We start from the raw sequence: 15,414 nt of genomic DNA, 5'->3' as shown, positions 1-15,414 counted from the left end.
TAACCTCATTCAGCAACTATTTGAATTGGTGCATGGAGTACACCACCGAGCTCTCGTGACGACCAAAATTTGACTTTACTAATAGGTCGCCGCTGGTCTAATTCTTCACGCTCACCATTTTTAAAACATGCCAAGCCACAATGTATCAAGTAATCACCAGCATTAATGGGCAACTTTACCTTATACTTAATTGTCTGACTGCCAGGGAACAGTCGGAGTGGATGGCCAGCAGCAACATTATTATCCCCCCAAATATCTCCACCTTGAGAGCGAGAAATAGAAATACCTAGGACAACATCTGCAATTTCTTCGGCGGCTGCTAGTGTAAAGTTGAAATACAGCTCCTCACCGGATTGAACCAATGGTTTCTCTGCTAATGAAGTGCCATCTACTCTATACACCTTGAACGACTCAATAATTGCCCGGGCAGTACCAAATCGTTTTTCATCTACCTCTGTGTTGAGATGAGTCTGCTGCATAGCCCGTAATTCATCCACCCCAAAAGTTGTTGCGGACTGTGCGGGAATGTTAGCGGTCATCTCCGTATTTTTCTCAGAAAGCAACATACCTTTTTCATAAGCAAGCACTGCAGCCAATACATCTGATGTATCACCGACCAACATCCCATCACTCATAACTAGGCAGCGATCAGCATATTCAAGAACGCTACCTGTTGAATGTGTGACCATAATAATGGTCGTACCTTGCTGCTTCAGTGCCTCCATACGCTTAAAACATTTATACTGGAACCCTATATCCCCTACAGCTAACGCTTCATCAACAATGAGAATTTCAGGGTCTACACATGCCTGTACAGCGAATGCAAGCCTCACATACATTCCACTAGAATACGTTTTAACCGGCTGATCGATAAAATGTCCAATATCTGCGAAATCGATAATACTCTGAAACTTATCATCAACCTCTTCTTTGCTAAGGCCGAGTACAGCTCCATTCAGATAAACATTATCACGCCCAGTAAACTCAGGGTTGAATCCAGCACCCAATTCTAATAAAGCTGCAATACGGCCATTAACTTGGATATCACCCGAAGTTGGCGTCAATGTTCCACAGATCATCTGTAAAAGGGTTGATTTACCAGCCCCATTGCGACCGATGATGCCTACAGTTTCACCTTTGTAAATACGAAAAGAAACATCCCGTAATGCCCAGAATTCCTGGAAATAAGTACGACTTTCACGACGCACAGCACGTTGTAATTTAGGGGCAAAAAACTGTTTCAGACGATCACGTGGACGATCGTAAATCTGATAACACTTGCTTAATCCCATAACTTCAATGGCAACCTCATTAGAGGACATCAGCAAACCCCTTTCTAGTTTTCTGGAAGAAGACAAAACCCAACCAGGCCACAACCGCTGCGGCCAAGGTATAAATACCCAACCCTAACCAGTCAGGAATACGCCCCCAAATCAGTACATTACGAGATTGCTCAATGATAAAGGTCAGAGGATTCAGCATGATCCAGATCCTGTACTTTTCCGGCAAGGCAGTAATGGGGAAAAAGACCGGTGATAGGAACATCATAACCGTGGTGATAATCAACGTTGTCTGCCCCACATCACGAATGAATACCCCCAAAGATGCGAGGATCCACCCCAACCCCAAGCAAAATATCACCAGCGGCAATAACACCAGCGGTAAGAAAACGATCGTCCAGTGCAGGAAACCATTAAATAGGAAGAAGGCACACAGCAGCACAATCACACTGATTGACGTATGGAACAGCGCGGCGCAGAGGCTAATCACTGACAGCGTTTCCAAAGGAAACACCACTTTCTTCACATAGTTGGTATTGCCCAGAATGATTTGCGGTGCCCGGTTAACCACCTCCGCAAAAAAACCGTGAACAATCATGCCAACAAACAAAATCACGGCAAATTGAGTACGGCTCTCATCACCACCAACAGACCAGCGCGCCTTGAAAACCACTGAAAAAACAAAGGTGTAAACGATTAGCATGAACAGCGGGTTCAAAAATGACCAAGCAAGCCCCATCGTGGAGCCCTTGTAACGGCCAACGACCTCACGTTTCGCCATCTGTAGGATGAGAGATCTAAATCCCCAAATATTGCGAATCAAGGCTAGTGGCGAAAGAGGCCGCGTTTTATGCGGATTGCTCATTTAGCCACCCCCAGCACACGCACAGCATGCCCCACATCAAAATGACACCCAGTTACAAACAACATTAGCACTACCTTAGATTTAATTAGACTCATAAAACCGCCACTTCTGCTAATCGAACATTTTACCGCTTCTCAGCAGGAGAAGTCATGGGAATCGTCTTTAAACATTTTTGGTTAGCAAGGACTCGTTCTTGGTCAAAAAACCATCCCCATCGGCTAAAGTATGAAATAACCGATTTAATATGATAAATAAATAAATTCAAACTCTTATAAGAGCCTTTACTGAAAACATGAGTGATTGTTGCATCGGGATAGAAAAGAATCTCAGTCAGCGGTAATGCACGCCTACAGAGATCGACATCCTCCAAATACATGAAATATCGTTCGTCGAACCCATCCAGTTGCTTCAGCAATTGTGACTCCATCAGCATAAAGCAGCCAGAGACCGAAGGAACAGAAAAAGATTTTGAGTAATCCGCGTGCTGAAGCTCATAGATAACGTCAAGCTTTGCACCCCAGTTCGGCATAAAACGGCGCAGGAACAAATTTGCCGGTGTCGGCAACAAACGGCAACTGTATTGAAAACGCCCATCGTTGTAGTGGATACGTGGAGAAACAAACTTGTGTTTTCCATCACGGGCAAAGTGGTACAGGCGCTCCAGTTCTCCTTGGGCAAAGCTGATATCTGGATTACAAATCAAAAAGTAACTGCATTTGTCCAGATAGTGCTTCATAGCAAGATTGTGCCCGCAGCCAAACCCTTTGTTCTGCCCAAGAGAAAGGTAGCATATTCGCGGATTATTCAACGTGGCAGCCCACTCTGAACCACCGTTATCGACCAATACAATCTTTTCAACGCAGGACTCGCTAAGCAAAGATGACAGCGTATCCTCCAACTGAGCGTAGCTATGGTTGAACAACACAATTGAAGCAACAATCTGATATTGTTTTGATTCTAATGACATGCCGTATGAAGTTCCTGAACCCGTAATACTTGCCATGATGCATAGCCATACAGATTGGGTGATGGTTGCGCTCATTATTCGCCCAAACGGAACGAAAACGTATAATTCAATGTGTAAAGCGCCAAAGGGGACAACCTTATCCCTTTCATTTCATCCAGTGAAGAGGCAATACTGTAACAACAGTTTCTAAGAGAGAACTATGCGCAAACTACTCTGGGCCAAGCCCCCAAAGACTCAGCGCGAGTATCATAAACGAAGCACCGGAGGTTAGCACAAATCCTCAAAATATCCGACACTAGCCATAAAAAACTTGGCTACAAAAGTTATCACTGACTATTTTTCACGCACCTATAAATCAATCAGCGCCTAACGGCTAGGCAGGTTCTATGGTTTGGCTAAAATTTTCTGAGAAAACAGCCTACTGTAAGGATTTGATGAGTTGTAATTTTATGGATTGAGGCGGGATGTATGGAGGGAGGATGTACTCGAGTTGACCAAGAAATCACGCAGGCTTATCAATTAATCAAAAACAAGCCTGCATGACAACAGCGTTATTACACCTGGCAGCGGGCGACAACAAAGCTAACGCGTTCTTTCCACGGTGACAACTCAACGCCTTCATTCTGAATTTTTGTACAATTCAAAACGGAATATTTTGGCCTTTTGGCTGGGGTTGGATACTGTTCAGTTGTGATGCCATTGACTGCAGGAACCTGAGTTAATACTTCCTGCTGCAATGCTGAGGCAAATATAATTTCTGCGAATTCACTCCAGGCAACTTCACTGTTACCACAGAAATGGTAAATACCTCCGGGCGCTTCCTTTTGCAATAATACAAGTAGCGCAGTAGCAATATCGCCAGCGTACGTTGGGCAACCGCGCTGATCAGCTACAATGCCTAAACTGTCTCGTCCTTGAGCCAGACGCAGCATCGTTTTGACGAAATTATTACCATATTCACTGAACACCCATGCGGTGCGGATAATCAACGCCGCAGGTTGGATCTCACTGACGGCAAGTTCGCCATTCAGTTTAGTTTTACCGTACACACCTAATGGGTTGGTCGTGGCCATTTCCACGTAAGGCGCCGTTGCCTCACCATCAAAAACATAGTCTGTAGAGATATGGACCAAGCGGGCACCGCACTCATTAGCCGCAAGCGCCAAGTTTTTAGGCCCCACCTCATTGATCAACATTGCAATATCTTCTTCAGCCTCTGCTTTATCTACCGCCGTATAAGCAGCGGCATTGACGATAACATCTGGCTGATATTCGGCGACAACTGCCTTCACTTTTTCAAGATCGGTAATATCCAGGCTGTCGGAGTCCGTTGCAAGAACGCTCCAACCGGTTGGTAAACGCTCACAAAAACAACGCCCTAGTTGCCCTTTAGCGCCGGTAAGTAATACTTTCATTGCCCTAACTCCTTCAATAACTTACCGAGTTTATCTTTTTCTGATAGCAGCGGGTTGGCAATAGGCCACTCGATTCCTACCTCAGGATCGTTCCACAACAGGCAATCTTCATGCGCGGGGTTGTAATAGTCGGTGCATTTATATTCAAAATCTGCTGTATCTGATAACACCACAAAGCCGTGCGCCAAGCCTGGTGGGATCCAGAACTGGGTTTTATTCTCTTCTGACAGCTCTACCCCTTCCCATAAACCGTAGGTGGGAGAATCTGGCCGAATATCTACGACCACATCAAATACCTCCCCACGGACGACACGAACCAGTTTCCCCTGGGGATTTATCTTTTGGAAATGTAACCCACGTAGCACCCCGCGCGAAGAGCGCGAATGGTTGTCCTGCACAAAATCCAGATCGATATCCAGCATTTCCTGGTAACGCTTTTTTTCGAACGTTTCCAGAAAGAATCCGCGCGAATCCCCAAATACCTTTGGTTGAATGATCTTCACGCCATCGATTTTGGTATCTGTGACTTGCATTCTATTTCTCCACAATCATTTGCGATAAGTATTGCACATATGAGGTCTTACTAAGCAACTTGGCTTCTGCCTCCAGCGGGGGTAAAGACACGTACATAAACCATCCACTAAAAAACAATACCTTTCATTTTTATACTTTAGGTTAATGGGTCAACCCTAAACGTTCGCCAGCATAGGAACCATCTTTTACACGGCTCCACCAGGCCTCGTTAGCCAGATACCATTCAACGGTTTTTCTAATGCCACTTTCAAAAGTTTCTTGCGGCCTCCAACCCAGCTCACGCTCGATTTTTGACGCATCGATCGCATAACGCAGATCGTGGCCTGGGCGATCGGTAACAAAGGTGATCAGCTCTTCATATTTGGCCACGTTACCTGGCTGATTTGGCACCAACTCATCCAACAGACGGCAAATTGTTTGTACTACTTCTATATTTTTCCGTTCGTTGTGGCCACCGATGTTATAGGTTTCGCCTACTTCACCTTCACAAACCACCTGATACAAAGCACGGGCATGGTCTTCAACGTAAAGCCAGTCACGCACTTGTGCCCCATTACCATAGACCGGTAACGCTTTCCCTTCCAATGCATTAAGGATTGTCAGCGGTATCAGCTTTTCTGGGAAATGATAAGGGCCGTAATTATTTGAGCAATTTGTCACAAGAGTCGGCAAGCCATAGGTGCGTAACCAGGCTCTGACCAGGTGATCGCTAGAAGCTTTTGAAGCTGAATAGGGGCTGCTCGGTGCATAAGGCATAGTTTCTGTGAACAGATCGTCAGTGCCATGCAGATCTCCATACACTTCGTCAGTTGAAATATGGTGGAAACGGAATGCTTTTTTCGCCACTTCGCCCAGACCTTGCCAGTACTGGCGTGCAGCCTCCAGCAGGGTGTAGGTGCCCACAATATTGGCTTCGATAAACGCCGCTGGGCCATCAATGGAGCGATCGACATGGCTTTCTGCCGCCAGGTGCATCACCGCATCGGGGTTAAACTCAGCGAAAATGCGATCCAATGCCTGACGGTTGCAGATATCCACCTGCGCAAACTGGTAACGCTCACTACCTGCGATGGGTTGCAACGATTCAAGATTACCTGCATAGGTCAGGCTATCCAATATCAGGATGTGATCCTTGGTGTTGTTGATAATGTGTCGAGCAACGGCTGAGCCAATAAAGCCAGCGCCACCGGTAACGATAATTTTCATATAACCCTCTATAAACAACAGGGTGCGGCCAAAACTCGACCACACCCGCGTCTATGCTTTCAAACTCAACAAACACCACTAAATAGCGACACTGTTCATCAAAGAACCATCGCAAAATGAAAGACCTAATAATCAATGCGTTAAGAACATTCTCAACGCAACAAAGCGAAGCATTGTACAAGAATCTATTACTGTCTGCTATCGGAATACGTGTAACTATAGTTAAACTGTGCTGATAAAGGCTAAGCTCAACGGTAACCCTGTGGGTTTTTCTTCTGCCAGTTCCATGCATCGCGCATCATAGCGTTAAGATCCCGCTTTGCATGCCAGCCAAGCTTCTCTGCCGCTAACGCCGGGTTAGACCAACACTCTGCGATATCGCCATCGCGGCGCGGCACAATTTGATAGGCCACTTTGCACCCGGCAGCGTTTTCAAAGGCCTGCAACATATCCAGTACCGAGTAACCCTTACCCGTGCCAAGATTGTAAACAGTGAACCCTTTTTGATCGTTAATATGATCAATAGCCTTAAGATGCCCTTCTGCCAGGTCCATGACATGGATATAGTCACGCACGCCTGTTCCGTCTGGCGTTGGATAGTCATTACCAAAAATTGATAACTTCTCCAATTTGCCGATAGCCACTTGCGAAATATAAGGCATCAGGTTGTTTGGAATACCGTTAGGATCCTCACCTATCAGGCCGGATTCATGTGCGCCTACCGGGTTGAAATAGCGCAGCGTGGTGATAGAGAACTCAGGCTCTGCCTTAGCAAAATCCTGAAGAATCTGTTCAACCATGAGTTTGGAAGTACCATAGGGATTGGTGGTGCCGCCAACACGAGAGGTTTCAACTAAAGGAACATGCTCCGGCGTGCCATAAACAGTAGCAGAGGAACTGAAGATAAACTGGTGCACACCAGCACGGCGCATTTCATCCAGCAAAACTAGCGTGCCGGTAACGTTGTTCTGGTAATACTCTAAAGGTTTACGAGTGGATTCCCCTACCGCTTTCAGCCCTGCGAAATGGATCACCGCAGAGATGTTGTGGCCATCAAAAACGCGGTTCAGGCATTCGGCATCCTGCACGTCGCCCTGATAAAAGATTGCCGCTTTACCTGCTAGCTGCTCCACACGCTGCAGTGACTCTTCAGATGCATTGGAGAGATTGTCTAACACCACCACGTCCTCACCCCGCTCCAACAGCGCCAGAACGGTGTGGGAACCAATATAACCGGCACCGCCGGTGACTAAAATTGCCATGCGAACTCCTTGCTTGCGCCCTTGGCGCCAAAAATGGGGGTTTCTTACGCTATTGTAACCAGCAAGCCAGTAATAGTATTCAACAAAAATGAAAAACATTGATGTAAAAAAGGGCCGCATAGCAGCCCAGTAAATATTGCGTAGTAACCTTCCAGCGCTCTGAGAGTGTTAACAAAATTCTATTGCCACAGACTGCGGCGGTAATGTTGTAAAGGCAGCAATTTTACCAACATACTGGTTTATAATTACATCAAACACTGGGTTAATATTCAGAAGAGGGGGCAACTATTCTGATACTGAGGGCAGCATGAGCCGCGCAAAGGTTATGATAAACAATCCCCCGTTGGCACTAAATTTAATCTAGACCACACAATACAGCATCAGCTATTACCAAAAACAGGACATAAAATTATATAAATTTTATGAAAGGTAAAATTACCTTCATTAGTATATGTTTTTACCGCAAAAAAAAATGCCCTATTAAATAGAAAAACACAGTTATTCACATATAAAAAACCAACCAATTCCCATAACCTCTGAGAGGTCTAAGTTAAATATAAAAAACCAAAAAATATGATTATTCAAACTCATAACGCACAGTTTTTTTAATACCATCTTCAAGAGAAACTGGGGCGACAAACCCTGTAGTATCAATATAATTTGACTTGAACTGGGTTATTGCACAAAACTTCTTCACTCTAACACGGCTTACAGGAAATTCTTTACCTGTGAACCTCGAGACCATATCAAGTAACGCTCCACCTAAAATACCAATTACATAGGGTATTTTAACATTACTTGACTTTTTAGATAATGCTTGACAAATAATACCTGTTAATTCATTCATAGTAAAATCTGGTTTATCAACATAATTAAAAACATGCCTCCCAGAGGGTAATTCTATAGTATATTTTAAAAAGTGCGCCACATTATCAACATACGCCATAGATTTTTTATTATCACCCGTTCCTATCATCAAAAATTTTCGTGATGCTATTTGCTTAAACAAGTTATATACATTACCGCGGTTATTTTCGCCAAAAACCACAGTAGGGCGAACAGTAATTAATTTTCTTTTCACATCTTCCTGCTGCCATTTATCGTAAACCATTTCCGCTTCTAGCTTTGATTTCCCATAATGATTAAAAGGGTTATATTCACCATCTTCAGCTGTTTCTTTTTCGACGAAACCGTACACTGCAACAGAAGAAGTAAAAATGATAGTATCAATTTTAGCACGCTCAGCCGCATTACAAACATTCGTAGCCCCGGTAACATTGACATCATAATATAAACTAATAGGGCTGACGTTATCTTTATGCTCAGCAGCAAGATTTATAATAACTGTAACATCTAAAAGTGCTGCATCAAGTGTTTCTGGTTTCATCACATCAGCATATTGCCACTTTTCAGGAAACTGTGCACTCTTTACCTTATCAATCACTTTAAAATCAAGACCATTTTCACTAAATAATTTAGCCAGTCTCGAACCAATAAAGCCAGCCCCACCGATTACACCAATTTTTGACACAACAACCCCCTTCATTTTTAATAAAAAGTTTTTCATCAAACTCATGGAGAAATGATTTTTATCATAAAGACTCAGCAAAAAATCACTTATTATACTTCATAAGACTTAAAACCACAGACATAAAAAAATAACCAAAGGACTTAAATATGCCGAGTTCTACCACCTCACGATAGAACTGCCATTGATAACGAATAAGTTGTAATTTATTGGACGATAGTGAGCTATTACCAGTACGGTAATATCCTAAGACTTCTGGATAGCAATATGCACCTTCTATTCTCTTCATAATCTCTAGCCATAAGCCAAAATCTTGTCTTCTTCTGATTAGTGGCATATATATAATACCAACCTTTTGAGTGTCATAGATCGCTGTTAAACAGCCGATAACGTTGCTATACAACATTTTTTTATAACTGGTATTAGCCGGCGACTGAATAATGCCTTTTTTATTACCACTATTATCAATCTTTTGATACCAAGCATAAACAAGGTGGTAATTATTATCTAGCATAAAATTAATTTGCTTAGCTAATTTTGCTGGAACCCACAGATCATCACTATCAAGAAAAGCTATAAAGCGGCCTTTTGCATTAGCTATTGAGTTATTCCTACTATAGCCAGCACCTGAATTTTTAGGGTTTTTAAAAATTTTGATTCTATAATCTTGTTCTGCATACTGGCTGATAACATCCCATGTTCCATCTGTCGAACAATCGTCAGTAATCAATAACTCCCAATTATCATAAGTTTGAGCCTTTATAGACTCAATACTCTCTGATACTGTTTTTTCAGAGTTATACGTTGGCATAATTATCGAAACTAAGTCATTCATCGTCATAAAACGACCCTTTAATATTAACTAATAAATTAATCACCAAGCAATAGGAATGGCATTAAAAATCGCAACTAATATTTCAATGCATAGCCTCCTAAAAAGGCTTTATCACGCCAAGACTAACAACATCCCTGTAAAAATCCCGTTGGTATTTTACTACATTTACTTCGTGTCATTCCTGTATCTGCTCTGTGTTTTGTCAAGACATCAGGTAAATATATATACCCAAAATAATTCGAGTTGCTTGTAGATACCAGTCTGAGAGTCTCCAGGAGCATAGATAACTATGTGACTGGTGCGAGCTTACGCAGCCAACACTCAAGCGATTTGAAGTATGGAGCGTATAGTACCGAACTCTTTTAACAAAGAAAGCCCCAATCTCATATCTTGTCGTTTTCTAATGAATGGCACTTTTTTTCACAAAACATCTGCATTGTATACCGCAGTTAAACGGCTTTGTTGAATAAGTCATATCTCAGGTAGAATGCACACTTCTTGGCATACCTTCGAACGTCATCTTGTCCAATGCGCGCGTTGTCCCCGGCAAGACGCTGGTTCACCTTCGGTCTGCGTAGTCTGCGGGCCAATAGCGAACTCCGCTTCTGGGAGAAATTAACGCCTCAATTTTTTGCGTATTAATTAATCGTGACTGACACGTATATTGTAATCATCATCCGCTGAGGCGACCTTGATTTTACGATCCGTCAGGCGAGGTTTCCGTGTCAGTAATATTGCTCAGGGACAAATCAGCACAGATGACTTTATGCGTTTGGGCATCTACCGCCAAATGCAGTTTTTCCTTACCATATTTTTCACCTTCCAATCCCTTTCATAAAAGACTTTGAGTCAGGTGGAATAGATAACAAAGTGCGCGATTTCACCTCGCGTTGGCATTTTAAAAGGAATATTGACGGACGTTGCCAGCTTGCTGACTCACGTGTAATCAGGATAATCCAACGGCACTTTCATCAGTGTAAAAAGGAGTAGATGAAACCTTAAGGGCCCGAAAAGTCAGGCCGAAAACACGCTTCAGCATCAATACCGTGGTAATGGATCAGCATACTGCTCAGTATTATCACTCAGACAATCATCGGTGTGGTAGGGTTGACTTAAAATGCTATTAATCTAGTTAGACATCGTCAAACTAGATTTATAAATTGGCATTATAATTGATACCACTAGATGACGGTTCATCAATGTTTACTAGTTAAGTAATTGCATACGTGTGAAATAAAAAACAATGTATATCCAGCTTTAAATACTCTCGGTATTTTCTTTATCACAAACAGTAAGAACATAAAACGCCACCACTTATTATAAACTCTTGCAAACATGGCGGCTTTAGCAGAAATTTTTTGCTGAGAACTATAGAAATCCACTCCAGAGGTAATAGGGGGATGTACGCATATCTCTAATGGATATCTTTTAACAACAAGCCCAGAAGATAGACAGTCTGATAAAAATATCATTTCTTCGCCAGAGGGGTACTTTGCACCTAACCCAAAATCCTCATCAAACTTAATATTGTGTTCAGTCAGTACTCTTTTATTAAAACAAATATCAATTGAAGATGGTTGCGCAATAGTCAATTTATTTAACAAATACTTCTTATTTGTTTTTTTTGTTGTTCTGCCATCAAGAAACTTATGATAATAAGTCGCTACATCAACACGCTCCTTAGTCATTATATCTACTAGTTCATATACACTTTCAATAGAGAATGTTACATCATCATCCATGATTAAAACATAATCACCAGATGCTTTAGCAATCCCAACATTCCGACTTTTAGTTAATCCGCTTTCTTGTAGAGGAGTATAAACAACATCACTTCGAGACATCAATTCATTAATTATTGATTGTTTTGCCTCATGTGGCTTTTGATGAACGATCACATATTCGATATTTAATGCTTTGGGAAGTATTATTTTTTCTATACGCGTAGATATAGTAGATATAGAAATAGATATCATCATCTAACCTTATTAATGTGCTCATAAAATTCATTATAAGAAGCCAGCATTAAAATGCCAAAGTAAAGCATTATTATAGCACCTTCTATTTGCGTTAAAGTAAACAATGCACACATCAGTATAAATACAAAAAATGTAGCTGTTTTATATTTCGGAAAAGTAATAGCTGAATAAACTAATGCAAAAACCAACCCTCCTATCCCTAATACTCCTCGTTGATATATTTTAATTGGAAAGGAAGTCGAGTCGCCAAGAAAAATAGCCTTCGGTCCGTGGCCAATCAAAACTGTTGCCAAATCAGCACTCATCATAGAACTAAGCATAATATCAAATGCACTCGCCCTATTATTCCCTACGAAACCTCGCTCAGCATCAAACTCCAATCGATAAAAAATCAAATCATACAACTGATTATAAAAATAGATAGCCACTAGTGACAGCACGAAAAGAATGACAAATAAAACACCCCATCGTTTATTTAAAGCTAAAATAAATAATATCACTGGGACTATTAGCAAGTTAAATAATAATGATAATGATAGAAACCCTGCAATAAAAAATATGGCACCACGCTTCCAACTCGCAAACTGCTTATTATAAATAAAAAACAATGCTTCAATTAAAATAAATGCTATTAAGTACAGTCCAAGAGTCCCAGGCTCCCAAAAAACAGAGGTGAAACGATGTATAGTAATCCCAGAAAGATCGAGTGTTATCCAAGAGGGATAATATGCTAAATAATATAAATTTTGATAACCGTCCAGATTTGCATGATCTGGTGCACTCACCAGACCAATAGGACGAATAAAATTAAACGCATCTAAAGAAAACAGAAGGATACCAAGAAAAATTATCAGTGCATTAACTTTTAAATATTTTACAGTAGCATTAAGTAACGGCTTATACTTTGTAGATATAACCAACAAGACCGCACTAAATATATAAATATCGGTTGGATACATATCATCCAAAGTGAATGAAATAGAATTTAATTTAGCCAAGTTAATGAATGTCATTGTAATAAAAAATAAGACTATTACAATAAGTTTTTTTCTTGTCAACCATTGATGGGAAAAACTATTCCATACAACCCCTGAGATATTAATTATCATAGAGATAAACAATAGATACTTACTTATCCCCATAACAGAAGGGAGCATATATTTAGTCGAAAACAGCATCGACAACAGAATTAAGTTTTCCATTTAATACATCTCACAAAAAGATAGCAAAGCTGAATAAATATGTTGTTGATGCGTTTTTGTAGGAAAAGAAATCGGATGAAATCTAAATTAACTTTCCCATCCAGATAAAAACTCAGGACAGAATTCATCCTCTTAGGGTGACAGACCAAAAGATTATCACATGCTGCAATAAGCATATTTTCCTTTTGTTCCATTTGGTTTTCCCGTGAAATACTTGTCTGTAAAATTCGATACTCTAATAGCGGTTCTCTTAAAACAGCAAATTTTGTTATTTTTTCAAGCCTCGTCCATAGCTCATAATCCTCGGCATGCTTATATTTGCATGAATAATAAAACTCCTTGCCCAAGATCGATTTATTAAACATAATACTAGGATGTGCAAAGGGCGCCCCAAATATGCATATTGCTTTAAGCACATAATTTATATTCCACAAGCGTCTCACGCCAAGAACATTCCTTTTTTGATCAATATATATATATGAAGAACCAACAACCCCTACATCCTCATGTGACATTAGATAATTTATCTGTTTTTCAAATCTGGTTGGTAGTGATATATCATCAGCATCCATTCTTGCAATATATTCATATTTTGACCGTGAAATCCCTTCGTTTAAGGTGGCAATCAACCCCTTGTTCTCTCTACTAATAATAACAATACGCTCATCAATAGCTGAATACTCATTTAAAATGCATAATGTATTGTCTGTAGAACCATCATCTATACAAATTAACTCAAAGTCGGCATATGTTTGATTTAATATACTTTCAACTGCCTCTCTCAAATACAACTCGCCATTATAAACTGGCATAATAACGCTAATCATTTAAATTCGCCCCATAATCATTCTTTTAGATTTAAAATAAATTGGCACAATCATTATGTATTGTATTGCTATCGCAAATATAAAACAATTTTCGAGAGAGTTATATCGGTGAGCTAAGATAACAACCAAAGGAGTAACGATATAGTTTACTATAGATAAGCGATAGAATGGTTCATCTTTAAATGTTCTAAAATACATAAACACTATTTCATGAACTAAAATAGCAAACCTCATTATTGCTAGCTGTAACAATAACCCCGTAGCAAGAAACCTATGCTGTAAATCTAAAATATCAAGCTTCAGGAAAATAACAAACAATGAAACGATGAAAATATAACCGGTCAGGCCAAAATAAAATGCCTGCTTTAATATGGGTATCGTTTCTAGAACTCTATTCTCCGCCACAAGACTACCTAAATGAGATCTTTTGGTCTGAATCCAAGCAGTCATTGCAATTGCCAGAGCATTTATAATTGAATTTGTTGCTCCATATTGACCAGCAAAAACAGGCCCTATAAATTTATAAAAATAAATAGAATAAATATTCCAATAAAAGTAACCAAAAATCCAAACTAAGGAAAGTTTATACTGAAATGACAACATTTTTTTAGCTACAACAATAGCTCTTTTTGTCGAACTATCCTTATATTCAAAAAATACAACTGAATAATCACTTTTAAATAAATATATGTTTGCCAAAAGCATAGTTAGCTGTGAAAAAAACAAAGAATATAAACCAGCACCTAACCACAATGATACTATCAATCCAGCTGAGTATGAAATACCACTAATTAGTTTTGATAAGTAAACTTTCTCAGCGTTAATTCTACCTTCTTCAACAAGCAAAACAGTATTATTTGCTATATTTATGCAAAACAGAAGAGAGTATAGAAGCCATGGAATTAACCATATTGATTTAGTGGTGTCAGAGAAAACCCACAGCGCGTATAATTGAGAACATAAAAACACTAATGCTGACATAATAGTGAAAAAGAACAAGGCGACTTTAACATAACTATTAAAGTGCTTTTTAACTCTAGTTGCAGACAAATGCTGCACAATAGCAGTAGAAAAACCAATTTCAAATATCCACTGAATAGTAGATATAGAAATAAAAGTATAATAAACCCCCTGTACTTCGGGGGTTAATTTAGTAGCAACTAAAAGGACCGCTAATGGCCCACTCATCAGTTTTAGAAATAACGAACAGATTGAGTATAACGCTGATCTATTTTTGGTTATAAAATTATGCATGAATTCAATCTTGTTACCAACTATAATAGGAGTTGCTATTGCCGCATCCCAAACGACATGGTTTCACTGGCAATAGTAATGTTTTAACATCAAGAGAATTTTATGCTTGATGTAAAAGATATCGTTTTAAACTTCTAGACCGTATCTTAAATCAGGGCGAGAGAGCACATTGAACAACAATTAATCTAATGCTGTCTTTTACGATTTAAATAGTTTACGTCTAATCAATTAAGTGCCCGTGCCAATAGTGTTATTAGCGC

General features: G+C 40.2%; 13 protein-coding genes and 1 pseudogene. All 14 read right to left on the bottom strand.

What is annotated here, in order from left to right:
* Positions 1 to 5: 5 nt before the first annotated feature.
* Entirely contained in the window at positions 6 to 1,322 is a 1,317-nt protein-coding gene (locus tag AC2A1E_RS19670) for an ABC transporter ATP-binding protein (protein WP_484385155.1), read from the bottom strand.
* The gene (locus AC2A1E_RS19665; protein WP_484385154.1) at positions 1,312 to 2,145 is read right to left on the bottom strand and encodes an ABC transporter permease; all 834 of its coding nucleotides are present in this window, start codon (positions 2,143 to 2,145) and stop codon (positions 1,312 to 1,314) included. The genes AC2A1E_RS19670 and AC2A1E_RS19665 overlap by 11 nt, the downstream gene beginning before the upstream one ends.
* Positions 2,146 to 2,269: 124 nt before the next feature.
* Positions 2,270 to 3,187, bottom strand: a complete 918-nt coding sequence (locus AC2A1E_RS19660; RefSeq protein WP_484385153.1) for a glycosyltransferase — start codon at positions 3,185 to 3,187, stop codon at positions 2,270 to 2,272.
* Positions 3,188 to 3,666: 479 nt separating this feature from the next.
* Positions 3,667 to 4,527 (bottom strand): dTDP-4-dehydrorhamnose reductase, encoded by an 861-nt coding sequence (gene rfbD / locus AC2A1E_RS19655; RefSeq protein ID WP_484385152.1) that lies wholly within the window; start codon positions 4,525 to 4,527, stop codon positions 3,667 to 3,669.
* Positions 4,524 to 5,060 carry a dTDP-4-dehydrorhamnose 3,5-epimerase gene (gene rfbC, locus AC2A1E_RS19650; RefSeq protein ID WP_484385151.1) on the bottom strand — a complete coding sequence of 179 codons (537 nt, stop codon included), beginning with the start codon at positions 5,058 to 5,060 and terminating at the stop codon, positions 4,524 to 4,526. Before rfbC ends, rfbD begins: the two co-directional genes overlap by 4 nt.
* A gap of 142 nt (positions 5,061 to 5,202) precedes the next feature.
* Positions 5,203 to 6,267 carry a dTDP-glucose 4,6-dehydratase gene (gene rfbB, locus AC2A1E_RS19645; protein ID WP_484385150.1) on the bottom strand — a complete coding sequence of 355 codons (1,065 nt, stop codon included), beginning with the start codon at positions 6,265 to 6,267 and terminating at the stop codon, positions 5,203 to 5,205.
* Between the two features lie 248 nt (positions 6,268 to 6,515).
* The gene (gene galE / locus AC2A1E_RS19640; RefSeq protein ID WP_484385149.1) at positions 6,516 to 7,529 is read right to left on the bottom strand and encodes a UDP-glucose 4-epimerase GalE; all 1,014 of its coding nucleotides are present in this window, start codon (positions 7,527 to 7,529) and stop codon (positions 6,516 to 6,518) included.
* 577 nt (positions 7,530 to 8,106) lie between these two features.
* Positions 8,107 to 9,096: an NAD-dependent epimerase/dehydratase family protein gene (locus tag AC2A1E_RS19635; RefSeq protein WP_484385148.1), complete on the bottom strand. Its 990-nt coding sequence runs from the start codon at positions 9,094 to 9,096 to the stop codon at positions 8,107 to 8,109.
* Between the two features lie 46 nt (positions 9,097 to 9,142).
* On the bottom strand, positions 9,143 to 9,898 hold the full coding sequence (locus AC2A1E_RS19630; protein WP_484385147.1) for a glycosyltransferase family 2 protein: 756 nt from the start codon (positions 9,896 to 9,898) through the stop codon (positions 9,143 to 9,145).
* A gap of 559 nt (positions 9,899 to 10,457) precedes the next feature.
* Positions 10,458 to 10,949: pseudogene (locus tag AC2A1E_RS19625) on the bottom strand (transposase); the annotation flags it as partial.
* 139 nt (positions 10,950 to 11,088) lie between these two features.
* Positions 11,089 to 11,871 (bottom strand): glycosyltransferase family 2 protein, encoded by a 783-nt coding sequence (locus AC2A1E_RS19620; protein ID WP_484385146.1) that lies wholly within the window; start codon positions 11,869 to 11,871, stop codon positions 11,089 to 11,091.
* Positions 11,868 to 13,073 (bottom strand): hypothetical protein, encoded by a 1,206-nt coding sequence (locus AC2A1E_RS19615; protein WP_484385145.1) that lies wholly within the window; start codon positions 13,071 to 13,073, stop codon positions 11,868 to 11,870. The genes AC2A1E_RS19620 and AC2A1E_RS19615 overlap by 4 nt, the downstream gene beginning before the upstream one ends.
* Entirely contained in the window at positions 13,061 to 13,900 is an 840-nt protein-coding gene (locus AC2A1E_RS19610) for a glycosyltransferase family 2 protein (protein ID WP_484385144.1), read from the bottom strand. Before AC2A1E_RS19610 ends, AC2A1E_RS19615 begins: the two co-directional genes overlap by 13 nt.
* On the bottom strand, positions 13,901 to 15,154 hold the full coding sequence (locus AC2A1E_RS19605) for an MATE family efflux transporter (protein ID WP_484385143.1): 1,254 nt from the start codon (positions 15,152 to 15,154) through the stop codon (positions 13,901 to 13,903). It lies immediately after the preceding gene.
* Positions 15,155 to 15,414 lie beyond the last annotated feature (260 nt).

The sequence above is a fragment of the Serratia sp. HNCC26DJ206 genome, assembly GCF_057180605.1.
Note: the sequence above shows the minus strand (reverse complement) of the source record. Positions and strands in the feature narration are given on the sequence as shown.

What these genes read in the sequence shown, in the direction of transcription:
- AC2A1E_RS19670 (WP_484385155.1), bottom strand. Translation starts at nt 1,322, where the DNA reads ATGTCCTCTAATGAGGTTGCCATTGAAGTTATGGGATTAAGCAAGTGT.
- AC2A1E_RS19665 (WP_484385154.1), bottom strand. Translation starts at nt 2,145, where the DNA reads ATGAGCAATCCGCATAAAACGCGGCCTCTTTCGCCACTAGCCTTGATT.
- AC2A1E_RS19660 (WP_484385153.1), bottom strand. Translation starts at nt 3,187, where the DNA reads ATGAGCGCAACCATCACCCAATCTGTATGGCTATGCATCATGGCAAGT.
- rfbD (WP_484385152.1), bottom strand. Translation starts at nt 4,527, where the DNA reads ATGAAAGTATTACTTACCGGCGCTAAAGGGCAACTAGGGCGTTGTTTT.
- rfbC (WP_484385151.1), bottom strand. Translation starts at nt 5,060, where the DNA reads ATGCAAGTCACAGATACCAAAATCGATGGCGTGAAGATCATTCAACCA.
- rfbB (WP_484385150.1), bottom strand. Translation starts at nt 6,267, where the DNA reads ATGAAAATTATCGTTACCGGTGGCGCTGGCTTTATTGGCTCAGCCGTT.
- galE (WP_484385149.1), bottom strand. Translation starts at nt 7,529, where the DNA reads ATGGCAATTTTAGTCACCGGCGGTGCCGGTTATATTGGTTCCCACACC.
- AC2A1E_RS19635 (WP_484385148.1), bottom strand. Translation starts at nt 9,096, where the DNA reads ATGAAAAACTTTTTATTAAAAATGAAGGGGGTTGTTGTGTCAAAAATT.
- AC2A1E_RS19630 (WP_484385147.1), bottom strand. Translation starts at nt 9,898, where the DNA reads ATGACGATGAATGACTTAGTTTCGATAATTATGCCAACGTATAACTCT.
- AC2A1E_RS19620 (WP_484385146.1), bottom strand. Translation starts at nt 11,871, where the DNA reads ATGATGATATCTATTTCTATATCTACTATATCTACGCGTATAGAAAAA.
- AC2A1E_RS19615 (WP_484385145.1), bottom strand. Translation starts at nt 13,073, where the DNA reads ATGGAAAACTTAATTCTGTTGTCGATGCTGTTTTCGACTAAATATATG.
- AC2A1E_RS19610 (WP_484385144.1), bottom strand. Translation starts at nt 13,900, where the DNA reads ATGATTAGCGTTATTATGCCAGTTTATAATGGCGAGTTGTATTTGAGA.
- AC2A1E_RS19605 (WP_484385143.1), bottom strand. Translation starts at nt 15,154, where the DNA reads ATGCATAATTTTATAACCAAAAATAGATCAGCGTTATACTCAATCTGT.